This is a genomic window from Phycobacter azelaicus (assembly GCF_014884385.1).
GTDB classification, from domain to species: Bacteria; Pseudomonadota; Alphaproteobacteria; order Rhodobacterales; family Rhodobacteraceae; genus Phycobacter; species Phycobacter azelaicus.
In genome coordinates this window covers 2981969-2997997 of sequence record NZ_WKFH01000003.1, presented here as the reverse complement: position 1 = coordinate 2997997, position 16029 = coordinate 2981969, and the positions used below count along the sequence as shown (strand labels likewise).

General features: G+C 58.2%; 16 protein-coding genes. 8 read left to right on the top strand and 8 right to left on the bottom strand.

Going from position 1 to position 16029, the window contains the following annotated elements; all coding sequences use genetic code 11:
• Positions 1-28 precede the first annotated feature (28 nt).
• From INS80_RS15515 to INS80_RS15500, 4 genes are all read right to left on the bottom strand, one after another.
• Positions 29-460 carry a universal stress protein gene (locus tag INS80_RS15515; protein ID WP_192966494.1) on the bottom strand — a complete coding sequence of 144 codons (432 nt, stop codon included), beginning with the start codon at positions 458-460 and terminating at the stop codon, positions 29-31.
• Positions 457-3180, bottom strand: coding sequence for a TRAP transporter permease (locus tag INS80_RS15510; RefSeq protein WP_192966493.1), 2724 nt, complete (start codon positions 3178-3180; stop codon positions 457-459). Before INS80_RS15510 ends, INS80_RS15515 begins: the two co-directional genes overlap by 4 nt.
• 131 nt (positions 3181-3311) lie before the next feature.
• Positions 3312-4277 (bottom strand): TAXI family TRAP transporter solute-binding subunit, encoded by a 966-nt coding sequence (locus INS80_RS15505; RefSeq protein ID WP_192966492.1) that lies wholly within the window; start codon positions 4275-4277, stop codon positions 3312-3314.
• A 195-nt stretch (positions 4278-4472) separates the two neighbouring features.
• A complete protein-coding gene (locus INS80_RS15500; RefSeq protein WP_192966491.1) occupies positions 4473-4877 on the bottom strand; it encodes a hypothetical protein in 405 nt (134 codons plus the stop codon).
• A gap of 113 nt (positions 4878-4990) precedes the next feature.
• Between INS80_RS15500 and INS80_RS15495 the strand changes: the two genes are divergently transcribed.
• The 6 genes from INS80_RS15495 (at position 4991) to INS80_RS15470 (ending at position 10942) form a co-directional block, all read left to right on the top strand.
• Entirely contained in the window at positions 4991-5281 is a 291-nt protein-coding gene (locus INS80_RS15495) for a hypothetical protein (RefSeq protein WP_192966490.1), read from the top strand.
• Positions 5282-5396: 115 nt separating this feature from the next.
• Positions 5397-6506: an S-methyl-5-thioribose-1-phosphate isomerase gene (gene mtnA, locus INS80_RS15490; protein WP_192966489.1), complete on the top strand. Its 1110-nt coding sequence runs from the start codon at positions 5397-5399 to the stop codon at positions 6504-6506.
• On the top strand, positions 6503-7168 hold the full coding sequence (locus INS80_RS15485; RefSeq protein ID WP_192966488.1) for a class II aldolase/adducin family protein: 666 nt from the start codon (positions 6503-6505) through the stop codon (positions 7166-7168). Before mtnA ends, INS80_RS15485 begins: the two co-directional genes overlap by 4 nt.
• A gap of 109 nt (positions 7169-7277) precedes the next feature.
• Positions 7278-8324: a dipeptidase gene (locus INS80_RS15480; RefSeq protein ID WP_192966487.1), complete on the top strand. Its 1047-nt coding sequence runs from the start codon at positions 7278-7280 to the stop codon at positions 8322-8324.
• Positions 8321-9070 (top strand): N-acyl homoserine lactonase family protein, encoded by a 750-nt coding sequence (locus tag INS80_RS15475; protein WP_192966486.1) that lies wholly within the window; start codon positions 8321-8323, stop codon positions 9068-9070. Before INS80_RS15480 ends, INS80_RS15475 begins: the two co-directional genes overlap by 4 nt.
• A 123-nt stretch (positions 9071-9193) precedes the next feature.
• Positions 9194-10942, top strand: a complete 1749-nt coding sequence (locus INS80_RS15470) for an alpha-amylase family glycosyl hydrolase (RefSeq protein WP_192966485.1) — start codon at positions 9194-9196, stop codon at positions 10940-10942.
• Between the two features lie 9 nt (positions 10943-10951).
• Here the strand turns inward: INS80_RS15470 and INS80_RS15465 are convergent, their stop codons facing one another.
• Genes INS80_RS15465 through INS80_RS15455 form a run of 3 tightly spaced genes read right to left on the bottom strand, consistent with a single transcriptional unit; the run spans position 10952 to position 13937 of the window.
• Entirely contained in the window at positions 10952-12172 is a 1221-nt protein-coding gene (locus tag INS80_RS15465; RefSeq protein ID WP_192966484.1) for a glycosyltransferase family protein, read from the bottom strand.
• Between the two features lie 2 nt (positions 12173-12174).
• Positions 12175-12969, bottom strand: coding sequence for an HAD-IIB family hydrolase (locus INS80_RS15460; protein WP_226892640.1), 795 nt, complete (start codon positions 12967-12969; stop codon positions 12175-12177).
• Positions 12966-13937, bottom strand: a complete 972-nt coding sequence (locus INS80_RS15455; RefSeq protein ID WP_192966483.1) for a DUF808 domain-containing protein — start codon at positions 13935-13937, stop codon at positions 12966-12968. Before INS80_RS15455 ends, INS80_RS15460 begins: the two co-directional genes overlap by 4 nt.
• 253 nt (positions 13938-14190) lie before the next feature.
• Between INS80_RS15455 and gap the strand changes: the two genes are divergently transcribed.
• Together gap and INS80_RS15445 are read left to right on the top strand one after the other, a co-directional pair.
• The gene (gene gap, locus INS80_RS15450) at positions 14191-15192 is read left to right on the top strand and encodes a type I glyceraldehyde-3-phosphate dehydrogenase (RefSeq protein ID WP_192966482.1); all 1002 of its coding nucleotides are present in this window, start codon (positions 14191-14193) and stop codon (positions 15190-15192) included.
• A 76-nt stretch (positions 15193-15268) separates the two neighbouring features.
• Entirely contained in the window at positions 15269-15412 is a 144-nt protein-coding gene (locus INS80_RS15445; protein WP_192966481.1) for a hypothetical protein, read from the top strand.
• A gap of 112 nt (positions 15413-15524) precedes the next feature.
• On the opposite strand, the gene coaD is transcribed toward INS80_RS15445, so the two are convergent.
• Positions 15525-16019, bottom strand: coding sequence for a pantetheine-phosphate adenylyltransferase (coaD, locus tag INS80_RS15440; protein ID WP_192966480.1), 495 nt, complete (start codon positions 16017-16019; stop codon positions 15525-15527).
• Between the last annotated feature and the right edge of the window lie 10 nt (positions 16020-16029).

The following is a 16029-nucleotide window of genomic DNA, read 5'->3' as shown; positions in this document are numbered from 1 at the left end:
CTTTAGTGTCGATCAGTCTTTGTCAGGTTTAACGGACCACATAGACCGAACAGTCTGAGTGGCGGATCACCCGCGCGGCATTCGGACCCAGCAAGTAGTCTTTCAGATCAGGCTTGTGAGCCCCAATCACGATCAGATCGGTGCCCGCCTTAGCCGCCACCTTGAGGATCTCCTGATAAGCGGTGCCAGTGGCCACAAGGTGGCGGACCTTGACGTTTCGATCCGCGCCAAGGACTTCTTCACACATCTCGCTTAGGTGGGCCGCCGTATCCTTGACCGCCTTTTCGTGGTGATGCTCTTCGAAAAAGCCCGACACCCAGCTTTCGCCGAAATCGGGCAACACGTTCACGACATCCAGCTGGGCATCGTCCAGCTCAGCCAGGCGAGCGGCTTCGGTCAGAACCTTGCGATCCAATGCAGGATCCCCCAGTTCAAGCGCGCAGAGAACAGATTTGCTCATGCCGGTACTCCTTCCTTGCTGGCGCGGCTGCGCTGCATCAGAGCCACGAGGGCCAAAAGCAGCAGCGCCGGGATAAAGACCAGCTCTTTCGGGAGCTGATCCTGCGGGGCCTTGATGGCCGTCACCTTGACGGGCTCGTCCCCATAGAAGTCAAAGTTGCCCAAGGTTTGTTCTGCAGGCGTACCGAACCCCGGCGCGTCCAGCTTCATCAGCCCGTCTTCCGGCAACAGCACAAGGCCGATGCCCTCGGCCATCGCCAGCCCGTCGCCCGACCCATCCGAGGGGATCACCAGCGTGGTCGAGGCCGCACCGCCCGTGTCGAAATCCGGCCCCTCAATGCGCAGGCGGATCTCCTGACCTTCGTGCGATGCAGACAGTGCTTCGACCAGTTCGATTGGCGCCACATCGGCAAATGGCGGCATGATCCGGTTCATGAAGAAATCAGGCCGGAACAGAGTGAAGGCGACGAGGACCAGCAGCACGCTTTCATAGATGCGGCTGCGGGTCAGGAAATAGCCCATCGTCCCGGCAGTGAAGACTAGGATCGCAATCGTGGCGGAGATGGCCACAAGTATCCCTTGCGCCCATGTCACGTCGATCAGCAACAGGTCGGTGTTGAAGATGAAGACAAAAGGCAGCGCCACGGTCCGCAAGCTGTAGAAGAAGGCCACGAAACCGGTGCGGATGGCATCGCCTCCAGACACGGCTGCCGCGGCAAAACTGGCAAGGCCCACGGGCGGTGTAACATCCGCCATGATCCCGAAATAGAACACAAAGAGATGCACAGCGATCAGCGGCACGATCAGTCCCGACTGTGCGCCCAGTTCAACCACGACCCCCGCCATCAACGAGCTGACAACGATGTAGTTCGCAGTTGTCGGCAAGCCCATTCCAAGAACCAAGGACAAAAGGCCGACGCAGAGCAGTACAAACACAAGGATTGTTCCGGTCATATCTGCCGCCCGTTCAGCCACGGTACCCTCGAAACTCGTGATCCCGATCAGATCCGTCACCGGGCTGATGGCATGCACGAACATCGCGCTGATATAGGTGAGACCAAAGGCCATGCCTTCGACCAGTTCCGCCATCACCTGGCCCACACCGGTCAGCGTTACAGTACCGACGATCACACCGGCTGCCGCCGTTGCAAGAGCGATACCGATCATATTGCGTGCGCCGTCGATCATCCCCTGCCAAAGGTCGGCGAAACCCTCTACGAAGGTCTGTGCCAGATTGCTTTGACCGCGGAAAACAGCCTTCAGCGGCTTCTGCGTCAGCAGGATCACAAAGAGAAGCGCTGTGGCCCAGAAGGCGGACAGACCGGGCGATTTCTGTTCGATCATCAGGAAGTAGACCAGAACGATGATCGGCAGGAGATAATAAAGACCGGCCGTGTAGATCTTCGAAATGTCCGGCAGCTCAACTTCTTGGGCATTCGGATCATCCGGCTCAAGATCCGGCGTCTTGGCGGCGAGCGCCAACAGCCAAAGATAGACCAGCATCACACTGACAAACATCAACAGGCCCGCGATGCTGGGCGCCCAAGCATAGGCCACCTCAACCGGGAACTGAGAGCCGTAACACAGCCCTGCAAAAACAGCAAAAAAGCTGAACATGCCGAGGATCGTCCGCGCCAGATGCACCTCTCGGTTCCCTAGCGTGGGCATGTTCTGCTTCACGGCCTCAAGGTGCACAATATAGATCAACGCGACGTAGGAGATCGCAGCTGGCAGGAAGGCATGGGTGATGACCTGAACATAGGAAATCCCGGTATATTCAACCATGAGAAACGCGGCAGCGCCCATGACCGGCGGCATGATCTGGCCATTGACAGAAGAGGCAACCTCGACCGCCCCGGCTTGTTCATTTGAAAAGCCCACCCGCTTCATCAACGGAATGGTGAAGGTGCCGGTGGTCACAACGTTAGCGATGGAAGAGCCAGAAATCAGACCGGTTGCAGCCGAGCCAACCACGGCCGCCTTGGCCGGGCCACCCCTCAGGTGGCCAAGGGCACCAAATGCCATCTTTATGAAGTAATTGCCGGCGCCTGCCTTGTCCAAGAGCGCGCCAAAAAGCACGAAGAGAAAGACGAACTTGGTCGACACGCCAAGGGCAATACCAAACACCCCTTCGGAGGTGATCCACATGTGGCTCATCGCCTTCTTCAGGCTCGCGCCTTTCCAGCGGATCACCTCGGGGACAACCTCGGACGAACCAAAGAAGACATAAAGCAAGAAAATCGTCGCGATGATCGCCATGGCCGGACCGAGTGCACGGCGCGCGGCCTCAAAGAGTAGCACAAGACCGGCCAGTGCGAACCACTTGTCCACGTCATCGGCCAGCCCACCGGAATTCACGATCTTCTGATAGAAAATATAGCCATAAAGCGCGATCCCCGCGCCGGCGATGGCAAAGAGCCAATCCTGGATCGGGATATGGCCGCGCGGGCTGGTTTTCAACGCCGGATAGGCTGCGTAGGCCAGGAAAATGGCAAAGGCCAAATGGATCTGGCGGGAATTGTTCACAACGCTGCCCGGCAGGATCACGTTGGATAAAGGTGAGGCCTGAATGACCTGAAACACGGACCAGATTACCGCAACAATGGCAAGGAACAGACCCACGGACCCAACCGGGTTGCGCGCACCGGCATCCGAGGATGCGACCAGTTCCTGTAGCTCTTCTTCGGTAAGCGGTCGATTTCCTTGCGCATCGGATGTCATGGATAATCTCCCCTGCGGCGGCCAAAACACAGGCTCCGCCTATTATGATTGGCGCCTGCACAGGTGAAATACCCTGTCGGCGCAAGAGAGGGGCAAACACGCTGCCCCTCCCGTTGGCGAAAAGACGGGCCTTATTCGATCCAGCCCATTTCCTTGTAGTACTTGGCCGCGCCGTCATGCAGCGGAGCAGACAGACCGTCTGCAATCATCTCTTCCGGCTTGAGGTTGGCAAAAGCAGGGTGCAGCTTCTTGAAGGCGTCGAAGTTTTCAAAGACCGACTTCACAACCGCATAGACCGCGTCTTCGGAGACAGCGGTGGAGGAAACGAAAGTCGCGCCGACACCAAAGGTCTGGGTGTCAGCGTCAGACCCGCGATACATGCCGCCCGGAATGGTTGCCATACGGTAGAAGGAGTTGTCGGCAACCAGTTTTTCGACCGCTGCACCATCAACAGTGACCAGAACCGAGTCACAGGCGGTGGTGGCTTCCTGGATCGAACCGGAGGGGTGACCCACGGTGTAAACCATCGCGTCGATCTGGTTGTCGCACAGAGCGGCGGACTGTTCGGCAGCTTTCAGTTCGGTCGCAAGGGCAAAGTCTTCCATGCCCCAGCCTTTGGCTTCCATAAGCACTTCCATGGTGCCGCGCTGGCCGGAGCCGGGGTTGCCGATGTTGACGCGCTTGCCCTTGAGATCGTCAAAGTTGGTCACGCCAGCGTCGGCACGTGCGACTACGGTAAAGGGTTCGGGGTGGACCGAGAACACCGCGCGCAGACCTTCAAAGGCGCCCTGCTCTTCAAACTTCGAGGTGCCGTTGTAGGCGTGGTACTGCCAGTCCGACTGCGCCACACCAAACTGAAGTTCGCCTTCGCGGATGGTGTTGATGTTGTAGACAGAACCGCCGGTGGACTCGACCGCGCATTTGAAACCGTGTTCTTTGCGGTTCTTGTTCACCAGACGGCAGATCGCACCGCCAGTCGGGTAATAAACGCCGGTAACACCACCGGTGCCGATGGTGATGAATTCCTGCGCCTGAGCCGCGGGCGCCATAAAGGCAGCCGCTACAAACGCGCCGATGGACAGCTTTGCGTGTTTCATTTTGGATATTCTCCCATTTTCTATTTGGTCTTCTTTTGGTTGGTGATCCGCCGCAAGTTGCCACGCGGGGGCCACTCTTTTAAAAACAAAATCCGGGCGCTAGGCTCCCCATAGAGGTTTACGCCTCGTCCAGTGCTGTTAGCACCCGCACTTGCATGTGACAGCCTTGAGACTTTCAGGCGCCGTCAGCGCCTGTCAACTGCCGCTTGTCCAGATGGGGTGGAAACTCCTGTTTTCCAGCATATCTGATGCGCTGAGTTGGATTTTCCCCCCTGTGAACTGCAGACGACCGGATTCGCCGAACTGTGTCAGAATGTCGCATGAAAATGCAAGCCCCCAAATCCGGTATGCAACACCAGAAACAGGTCTTTCCTGCAACGATCTGTGTTTGGCAGGCAGCGAGCCACAAAGGCTGATTTTCAAAGATCCAAATTCTTGCGCGGGTTCCTTCATCCGCCAGGCAAAAACCCAACAGCCACCCGTTTCAGGCGAGCGCAATCTTGTCGCAAAATCAGAATATCTCAACATTTGAATACGTGACACAAAGTCAGCAAGGAGGTACAAATCAAAGATGGGCTCCAAGCGATGCCCAACCTTCATGGCAGGTCTCAATCTCCCGTGCGCTGAGCCTTTTCGGCGCCTATCGTCTTGGGTGCCATTTCTGTGGCGCCGTCCTACTCAAACGCCCCTATGCCCCTTGGGATAATCACGCGATGATCCGACTGAGCGACATCATGGAAACCGCCCCGGAGATCAACACCTTCTGGGCGTTGGAGCGTTGCGTCTCCGTTGCCGCAAGGTCAATGACCATGCCCGGCCTTGATGACTTAGGCGTCCTCAGGGGGGGCAGTGCAGCGCAGACAGAGCCCGATCGGAAATTGACCTTCCTCAACTGTGATGTTGTCCCAGAGTTTCGCGATACGCCGCGCAAGTGGCAATTGGTCCTCATCTCCGCATTTGAGCGGGGGCAGCGCGCCCGTGCCCTGAATATGGGAAACCGTTAGATTTTCCGGACTGCACGCTCACCATGCCGAAACATCTCCGGCAATGACGGCTCTTGCATGGGGTGAATATTTCCCGCAAAACCCAACCACGTCGCATCTAAAGGAGATGTTGCCCGTGAAGGTCAATGGAACCCCCTATCGATCCCTGTGGTGGGATGAGGCGAAATCGGCGCTGCAAATCATCGACCAGCGCTGGCTTCCCTATGACTTTCGGATAGAACAGCTCAGTACTCTAGAAGACTATTGTGAGGCGATCCGAGGCATGCATGTGCGCGGGGCGCCCCTGATCGGCGCCACCGCTGCCTATGGTATGGCGCTGGCCGCACGCATTGACCCGTCAGAAGCGACACTTGCTAAGGCTTGGGACGCGCTGCACAACACCCGCCCGACTGCGATCAATCTGCGCTGGGCCCTGGACCGGTGCCGCACCGCCCTGAAAAACACCTCGCTGAGCGAGCGCGCTGATGTCGCCCTGAGACTGGCGCATGAGATTGCCGATGAGGATGTTGAAATCAACCGCAGGATCGGTCTTCACGGACTGGAGATCATTAAGCAAATCGCCGCTCAAAAACCTGCAGGAGAGCCTGTTCGGCTTTTGACGCATTGTAATGCGGGGTGGATCGCGACGGTGGATTGGGGCACCGCCACCAGCCCGATGTATCAAGCCCACGACGCGGGTCTGCCAATTCACGTCTGGGTCGATGAAACCCGCCCACGCAACCAGGGTGCACTCACAGCCTGGGAGCTCGGCAGTCACGGTATTCCACACAGTTATATCACCGACAATGCAGGCGGCCACCTGATGCAACACGGGCTCGTCGACATGGTAATTGTCGGCACTGACCGTACCACGCGTAGCGGTGATGTGTGCAACAAGATCGGAACCTACCTCAAAGCGCTTGCAGCGAAAGACAACGGGGTGCCGTTCTACGTCGCCCTGCCCTCGCCCACGATCGACTGGTCCGTATCGGACGGCGTTGCCGAGATCCCTATCGAAGAACGCGCAGGCGAGGAGGTCTGCCAGATCCAAGGTAGCCTTGCCGATGGAAGCATTGGCAGGGTCCAGGTCACGCCCGAAGGCACCCCGGTTGGCAACCCTGCGTTCGATGTCACACCCAGCCGTCTCTTGACTGGCCTGATCACCGAACGCGGTGTTTGCGACGCAAGTGCCGAAGGCTTGGCCGGTCTGTTCCCAGAACGAGCCGCCTGCGCGTCCGGACGATGAGCAAGTCTCCTTACCAAGACAGCGACGAGCTGCGGCAAGCGATCATCGATGCCTGCCTGTCGATGGAGCGTCAGCAGATCAACCAAGGCACCTCCGGCAATATTTCGGTGCGCATCGGAAATCAGATGCTGATCACACCGTCCGGTGTCGATTATGCCCGTATGACGCCCGAAATGATCGTCTCCATGCCCCTGGATGGCAGCGATCCGGCACCAGGGCAGCTCAAACCTTCGTCCGAGTGGCGGTTTCACCACGCCATACTTTTGGGCAAACCCGCTGTGAATGCCGTGGTGCATGCGCACCCCGTCAACTGCACGGCCTTGGCCATGAACAGGATGGAGATCCCGGCCTGTCACTACATGGTGGCAGCCTTTGGAGGCGACACGGTCCCCGTTGCCGGATACGCCCTTTTTGGCACGTCAGAACTTTCTGATACCGTGTTGGCCAGCTTGGAAAATCGCTCTGCCTGCCTGATGGCAAACCATGGCGCCGTCGTGACCGGAGACACACTGGAGCGTGCACTGTGGCGCATGGTGGAACTGGAAACCCTGGCCAAAGGTTATGTCACCAGCTTGTCTGTCGGGGCGCCCCATATCCTGAGCGCAGAAGAAATGGCCGACGTCAAAGCTGCCTTTGCCGATTACGGGCTGAAGGACAGCTGACACGCAGGTGGCGACACGCTGCACTGTCGATTTCTCTGGACATTGTCTCCCGCGCACACAAGTCTGCTCTCAATTGGATCCAATTCGAGCTTCACAGCGCAGGTATTACATGCAAACTCCGCCCATATTTGATGGTCACAACGATCTTCTTCTCCGTGTCCACAGTGGCAATGTTCCATTTGGCCCTGATGGTTTCCAAGGCGGCGGCGGACATCAGGTCGATCTGGAGAAAGCCCGCGCGGGTGGGTTTGCAGGTGGATTTTTCGCCATCTTTGTGCCGAGCCAAGATGCCTCCATGGATATGGAGGAGATGAACAAACCGGCTTATGACCTTCCCCTGCCAGCTCAGGTCGAATGGTCCACAGCAAGCCGCATCGCGCTGTCGCAGGCCGCAATCCTGATCCGGCTTGAGCGGGAGGGCGCGCTGCGCATCTGTCGCAGTACTTCCGACATCAATTCCGCAATGGAAGCAGGCGTTCTTGCTGCGGTCATGCATATGGAGGGCGCCGAAGCCATCGATCCCGACTTTCACGCGCTGGACGTTTTATTTGGGGCGGGCCTGCGCTCTTTGGGCCCGGTGTGGAGCCGCCCGACCATCTATGGGCACGGGGTCCCATTCCGTTTTCCCTCCACCGGGGATACTGGGCCCGGGCTGACGGCCGACGGGATTCGACTGATCAAGAAATGCAATGAGTTGAGGATCCTGATTGATCTTTCTCACCTCAATGAGGCCGGGTTCTGGGACGTTGCCAAACACAGCAACGCGCCACTGGTCGCCACCCACTCCAATGCCTACGCTCTGTGCGCTCATAGCCGCAACCTTACAGACCGGCAGCTTCATGCGATCCGCGATAGCGACGGGATGGTGGGTCTGAACTTTGCCGTGGCTTTTCTGCGCCAAGACGGGCGGATGGACGAAGCAACATCTATCGACCGCATGATCGCCCACCTCGACTACCTGATCCAGGAAGTGGGCGAAGATCGGGTTGGTCTTGGATCTGACTTTGATGGCGCCATTGTTCCGGCGGAAATCCGGCACGTGGGCGGCCTTCCAAAGCTGTGTGAGGCCATGGAAAAACACGGCTATGACCGCGACCTTATCGCGAAGATCTGTCACAAGAACTGGCTGCGCGTGCTGGGGAAGACCTGGGGATGACGCTGTTAAGAGGTCACCCCAAGCGCCTGTATCTGCTCGACTTTGGCCTGTTTCGCGTGCATTCGAATGGTCGTGAAATCGGGATCTGCGGTTACCTCATTCAGACGGATCGAAATGAGAACATCCTGGTCGATTCCGGCTTTCCGGCCAAATATGCCGCAGATCCCAAGGGCGCCAGCGCAGAGGATGGCCTGGATTCTTTTGGCGACGTTCTGGAATGTACACCTGCCAATCTCCCAGAAGCGCAACTGGCACAGATCGGGCTTGGCGCCGATGACCTCGACCTCTTTGTGCTGACCCACACCCATATTGACCACGTTGGAGGAATTGCAGATTTTCCGGATGTTCCCATGCTGTTGTCCCAGGCAGAGCGTGATCTGCCGCGCCCCCTGTACTGGGGCGAGGTTCAGCCCTTTGAGTGGCCCGACCGGACCTATCTGACCATTGATCAGGACATCAGAATTGGGCCGGGGATCACGGTGTTGATGGCACCCGGTCATACGCCTGGACAAATCGCGCTTCAGGTCGATTTGCCAAACACCGGCGGGGTGCTTCTGACCTCGGATGCAATCTCTCGACCGGCTGAAATCGAACAGGGTTTCGACAGCGCGCCCGATCCGGTGCAGGCCACGCATAGCGCCCGAAGACTGATGGATCTCGCTGAAGAACAGGACATGATGGTGGTCTATGGCCACTGCCCCCAGCAATGGCAGCAGCTTCGCAGGGCGCCAGCCTTTTACGACTGATCACGGAAGGTGAAAACCGCTGTAGTGGGCCTGCCAAAAAATCCATCACACGCGTTTCATTTGCCCCCCCGTTTTTCAGGATAGGATTGGCCTTGCCCGCGCAGACATGATTGACTGTGGAGCATGACAAAACCGCCTCAGTCCTTCCATCGTGCCCTGACGAACCGTATAGCGCGGATTTACCCGGATATTGACGCCGCCGCCTATGCAGACCAGATCAATGCAGCCTTCTGGCCAGACCCGACCAAAAGGCGCAAGCGCGCCCGCACACCGGGCAACCGCATGTGGAGCGAGGCCGATGCCATCGTCATCACCTATGGCAATTCGCTTGTTGACGGGCAGCACAAGCCTTTGGACCTCTTGAATGATTTTCTGCGCCGCTACTGCAAGGGCTGGCTCAATGGCGTCCATATCCTGCCGTTCTTTCCATTCACCTCGGACGATGGCTTTGCGGTTTCTGATTTTTGCAGTGTCAACCCACAGCTTGGAGATTGGAGCGACATCAACCGGATTGCAGACGAGTTTACGCTGATGTCCGACCTGGTCCTGAACCATGTGTCCAGCCAGGGCGCGTGGTTCAACGCCTACCGCCAAGGCCAAGCTCCGTATGACAAATTCTTTTTCGAGGCGCACCCCGAGGACGACCTGAGCGCCGTGGTCCGCCCCCGCACGACACCGCTTTTGCAGGAAGTTGAAACCAGCAAGGGACCGCGCCATGTCTGGTGCACCTTTTCTCATGATCAGATCGACCTGGACTTCCGCAACCCGGAGGTTCTGCTCGAATTCCTGCGCATCATTCGGCTTCATCTGGACAATGGTGTCCGCATGATCAGGCTGGATGCTGTGGCCTTTATCTGGAAGGAGATTGGCACGCCGTCGATCCACCTGCCCCAGACCCATGAGATCATCAAGTTGTTGCGCATGCTCTGCGACAACACCGCGGAAAAAGTGGTTCTGATCACCGAAACCAATGTGCCCAAGGCCGAGAACCTCAGCTATTTCGGCGCCCGGGACGAAGCGCATATGATCTACAACTTCCCGCTGCCGCCCCTGATCCTGCATGCGATGCTGTCCGGGGACGCGCGGCATCTGTTGGAATGGCAAAAGGCCATGCCACCTGCCCCACTAGGCTGCGCCTATTTCAACTTCACCGCCAGCCATGACGGCATCGGGATGCGCCCCGCCGAAGGCTTGCTCAGCGCGGAGGAACAGCGGCGCATGATCGAAACCGTGTGCCATGCCGGAGGGATGGTTTCCATGCGGGCACTGCCTTGCGGCGGCGAGTCCCCTTATGAGCTGAACACCACGTTCTATGAGGCGCTGACCGAAACCTTTGACGGACCCGACACGCTTCATTTGGAGCGTTTCATCTGCTCACAGACCATCGTCATGAGCCTGGAGGGCATTCCAGCCTTCTACATCCACTCGCTACTGGCAACGCCAAACGATCATGAGGCCGTGGAAAAGCGTGGCATGAATCGGGCGATCAACCGGCACCGATGGGATTACAGTGCCTTGCGCGGCCTTTTGGACGATGGGAGCAGCTTGCAGGCCCGGGTTTTGAATGCCCTGCGCGAGCGCCTTGAGCTGCGCAAGAAACAATCCGCCTTCCACCCCAATGCCACGCAGTTCACACTGAATTCAGATGACGACAGGGTGTTCACGATCTGGCGGCAAAGCCTGGACCGCAGCCAGTCGATCTTTGCCCTGCACAATGTCAGTAAGGATGAGGTCGCCCTGCCGTCCCACCACCTGAACCTGATCGAGGATGAGACCTGGATTGATCTGCTGACCGGTGAACATCTGGCCATGATGGACGGCACGATCACCCTTGCGCCCTATCAGTGCCGGTGGATCACAAACGCCCCATAAGCCCATGTTTTATTGATATTCATTTCTGTCCGCGACGGCAGCCGCCTGCATGTCCCGCAGAAAGGTCGGATCCGCTGCATGCACGCGGCTCCACGTGGGAATGAACGGCGTTTCATGCGGGTTGTCGAGAAAGAACTGACCCGCCCGCATGATGTTTTCTGCAAACAGTTCGATCGAGCGTTCCTCGCTGTGGCGGTCGATGCTGAGGCCGTTCATCTTTGCGTCTGCGTAATAGGCCTCCAAAAGATCCAGCGCGCTACGGTAATAGGTGGCTTTCAGCGTGCGGAAGACATTGGTCGTAAAGATGGTACCATCGGCTGCAAGTTTGCGGAAGATGGCCTTGCAGATGTCCACGGACATTCGGTTGAGCCCTGCCTGCGCATCCTCTGGGCTCAGATCCTGATGCTTGTGATCATAGGAGTCCGCGATTTCGACCTGGCAAACCGCTTTGGGCGCAAGATTCCGCCAAGCTTCTGAGAGCACACCGATTTCAAGACCCCAATCTGACGGAATCCGCAGGTCCGGCAGAATGCTCGTGCGCATGGCGAATTCACCCGACAACGGATATCGAAAGCTGCGCAAGTAGTCGATGTAGTCCCGGTCGCCAATCACCCGCTTGAGGGCGATCAACAAGGGACTGACCAACAACCGCGTTACGCGCCCGTTGAGTCTGTCCTGTCCGACGCGCGCATAGAAGCCCTTGGCCACCTGATAAGGAAAGCTGGGGTTGGCCACGGGGTAGACAAGCCGCGCCAAGAGTTCATTGGTGTAGGTCAGAATATCGCAGTCATGGATCGCCATGACCGCACTGTCCTCGCACCCCAAAAGATAACCGATGGACGACCAGACATTTTTTCCTTTGCCCTGCTCATTGGGGGCCAGCCCCATCTCTTCCAGCCGCGCGCCGAGGGCTGTCATGCGAGGGCTATCGTTCCAGATCACCACGTGGTTCTGGTCTAAATCCTTGAAGAACACCTGCGCGTGGCGAAACTGCGCTGCATCGGCCCGGTCTAGGCCGACAATGATCCGGTGCAGATAGCGCACCTTGGAAAGCTCCGAGACGATCCTCGGCATCGCCTCTGTTTCCAGTTCCGAATAGAGACAGGGAAGGATCAGAGAAATTTTACGCGACTGAGCAAACGTTTCCAGCTCATAGTTCATCTCCTCCAGCGAGCGGGTCCGCAGATTGTGCAGCGTTGTGATGTTCCCGTTCTGATGAAAATCAACCATAGCTATCCCTGCTCTTGTGCCTCGAGTTCAAGGCGGTCCAGTAGCTGCATCATGGCCCGGTTCCACCCCAAAGGCCCAGCCTCTTTGGTGCGAATGATCCGGCCGGATGCTTCATTTTTGAGCTTTGGAAGCGGTTTGCTATGAAAATTGGCAATCACCACACCATAATCGGCAGCTTCCAGCATCTCAACGTCGTTAGGCGCATCGCCCAGAGCGACCGTTTGGAGCGGTCGCAAGTCGGCAATGATCTCTCCCATGCGGTCCGCCTTTGTCCCTCCGAAAGACAGGGTCAGAAACCGACCGCCACGGCGCGCCGAGATCCCTTTTAGGGCCAATTGATCCAGGAACGCATCAAGCTCCGCATCGCTGCCGGTCCAGGTTCCCGGCTCCGAAAACATCCGCTGAGCCGCAAGCGTCGCCGCATCCGGCGACAGCCCCGTCGCATCCGCAATCTCATCAATCGACAGATCGCCAAAGCCCACGAATGATTGGCGCAGCTCCAGGGCAACGCTGTCCAGCCGCGCGCGCAGTTCATGATAGGTCGGCTCTGCTGTTTCCCCCAACAGCCCGGTGCCATTTTCCACGATAGCTGGCCAGTGAGAGAGCCCCATTTCCCGTTGCAAGACAGATATTTCCGCTCCGGTCTTGCTGCTGGCCAGAACCACTGCAGCGCCCATGTCCGCAAGGCGATCAAGGGCCGGTTTTGCCGCAGCCCAGGAATAGCTCTCGTGATCCAACAGCGTTCCGTCCAAATCGGAAAAGACCAGAATCGGCGGGCTATCGGGCTGCGGTTTCAATGCGAGGCAGTCTTTCCAGTCACCGCATCAACAAGCGGGACGATAATCCGGGTAGCAATCGGGATCAGGAGCATACCCAGAGCAAGCCCAAACACCCCATCCAACCCAGCCTTGGCAAGCCATTCAACAAACCCCGTCCAGGAGACAGGAACCGCGTGGCCCGCAGCGGCGGCCCAGTCATGAATGTGATGGCCGAGCCAGCCAAAGCCTAGCTCTTCCATCCCGTGAATGACAATGGAGCCGCCCACCCACAGCATCGCAGCGGTGCCGACAATCGTCAGAAGCTTCATGAAACCGGGCATCGCCTGCACGAGCCCGCGTCCCATTGCTCGGGTCAGCCCAAGTGCGCCGTTCTGCGCAAGGTAGAGCCCCACATCGTCCGCCTTTACGATCAGCGCAACCGAGCCATAGACCGCAACGGTGATGCCCAACCCCACGGTAGCCAGCGTTGCGGCCTCCATCCAGATGTTGCTTTGCGGGATCGCCGCAAGAGCGATGGTCATAATTTCGGCCGAGAGGATGAAATCGGTCTTGATCGCACCGGCTGCCTTCTGCTCCTCCAGATGGGCGGGATCGCCGGGCTCATCCTCGGCAAAGACATGGCTCTCATCATGCGGTACCAGTGCGTGATAAACCTTTTCCGCACCTTCAAAGCAAAGATAGGCGCCGCCCAACATCAGAAGCGGAGCAATCAGCCAGGGCGCAAAGTTCGCAAGCAACAGGCCAATGGGCAACAGGATCAAAAGCTTGTTCTTCACCGAACCCTTGGCGATTTTCCAGATGATCGGCAACTCGCGTTCGGCGGCAAACCCGTGCACGTATTTCGGCGTCACGGCGGCATCATCGATCACCGCGCCTGCCGCCTTGACCCCAGCCTTTGCGGCCTGGGTCGCCACATCATCCACCGAAGCCGCCGCCACTTTGGCAATGCCTGCCACATCGTCCAGCAATGCCAATAGACCGCTCATCGGGATCCCCTTGTTCGAACTGCTCTGCACGCAGCCTACCCGATCAGACACCGCAGACAAGGCGAAGCGCGATTCTTTATTGCCGCACCGCAGCACAGACGGGGCAAATCGTTATCGCCACCAGCCTCCGACCGTTAACGCCGCCGGCGCAGTTTTGCGCTAACACCCTGGCGTTTCGCCCTTTTTGACCCTTTAGGGATGTAACGAAGCCGTCTATATCCGGCGCAAGTTTTGCTCGCCAGGAGAGATACCAATGACCATCAAAGTCGGGATCAACGGTTTTGGCCGTATCGGACGCTGCACCCTTTCGCATATTGCAGCATCCGGCCGTGACGATATCGAAGTCATCAAAGTCAATGCCACCGGACCACTGGAAACCGCGGCGCATCTGATCAAATACGACTCGGTCCACGGCCGCTTTCCCGGCGAAGTCAGCATCGGCGACGGCACCATGAACCTCGGTCGCGGTGACATGCAGATGTTCTCTACCTACGACATGAACGAGCTGGACTGGGACGGCTGCGATGTCGTTCTGGAATGCACCGGCAAGTTCAACGACGGCGAAAAGGCCAAAGCGCACCTTGAGCGTGGAGCGGGCAAGGTTCTGCTGTCTGCCCCCGGCAAGAACGTGGACAAAACCATCGTCTTTGGCGTCAACGATGATCAGCTGACTGCCGCTGACCGCATGGTATCCAACGGCTCCTGCACCACCAACTGCCTGGCCCCGATCGCCAAGGTTCTGGACGAAGGCGTCGGGATCGAAAGCGGCATCATGACCACGATCCACGCCTACACCGGCGACCAGCCCACTCTGGACCGCCGTCACAAGGATCTTTACCGTGCGCGGGCGGCGGCCATGTCGATGATCCCAACCTCCACGGGCGCGGCCAAGGCGCTGGGAGAAGTTTTGCCGAACCTCAAAGGTCGCCTCGACGGATCCGCAATCCGCGTGCCGACCCCAAATGTCTCAGCTGTGGATCTGACTTTCCGCGCCGCCAAAGAGGTCACCGCTGAAGAGATCAACGCCCTTGTCGCCGAGGCTTCCAAAGGTGCGATGGCGGGCGTGCTGGGCTACGAACCGGCGCCGCTGGTCTCAACCGACTTCAACCACTCCAGCGAAAGCTCGATCTTTGCGCCAGACCAGACCCGCGTGGTCGAAGGGCGCATGGTGCGCGTGCTGTGCTGGTATGACAACGAGTGGGGCTTTTCTGTCCGTATGGCGGATGTCGCCACCGCAATGGGCCGTCTGGTCTGAGGCACAGCCCCACCCCTTGAGGTTTCGCGCCCGCTCAGGTTATCTGGGCGGGCGTTTTCAATGGACCGGGCCAAACATGACAAATACCATCGCCGTCGTTCTGGCGCTGATCCTGATCGCGGCCATCTCGATCGACGTGGCTCTTTATGGCAGCGAGCATATGGTTTTTCTGGGAAAGCGGCTTTTTGAGTTGATAGACTGGATTGCTTTCTGGCGTTAGGACAACCATCCGGCGCCCATGTCACGCTCGCCGTGCTCATACAGCAAAGCCGGACGCAAAGTCCGGCTTTTCCATTTGATAGCAGCTACCTCTAGACGCTTCTTGCGTTGGCTTATTTGCCGAGGCGCTTGCGCAGTTCCTCGTTCACCAGAGGTGTCACGAACTTCGAAACATCGCCATCCAGGCGCGCAATCTCCTTGACCAGCTTGGAGGCGATCGCCTGATGGCGCGCTTCGGCCATCAGGAACACGGTCTCGATGGAGCTATCGAGTGCCCGGTTCATGCCAACCATCTGGAATTCATATTCGAAATCGGCAACCGCCCTCAGGCCCCGGACAATGATCTGGGCCCCCACATCACGGGCGCAATCAATCAGAAGGTTCTCAAACGGATGCGCGACAATCTCCGTGCCCGTCTGCTCCGTCAGCTTGGCGCACTCCGCCTCGATCATCGCCACACGTTCTTCCAACGTGAAAAGTGGCCCCTTGTCGCGGTTGATGGCAACGCCGATGACCAGTTTGTCCACCAAGGCGCTCGCGCGGCGGATGATGTCGATATGCCCCAGGGTGATGGGATCGAATGTGCCTGGGTACAAGCCAATACGCATGGGGCTCCTC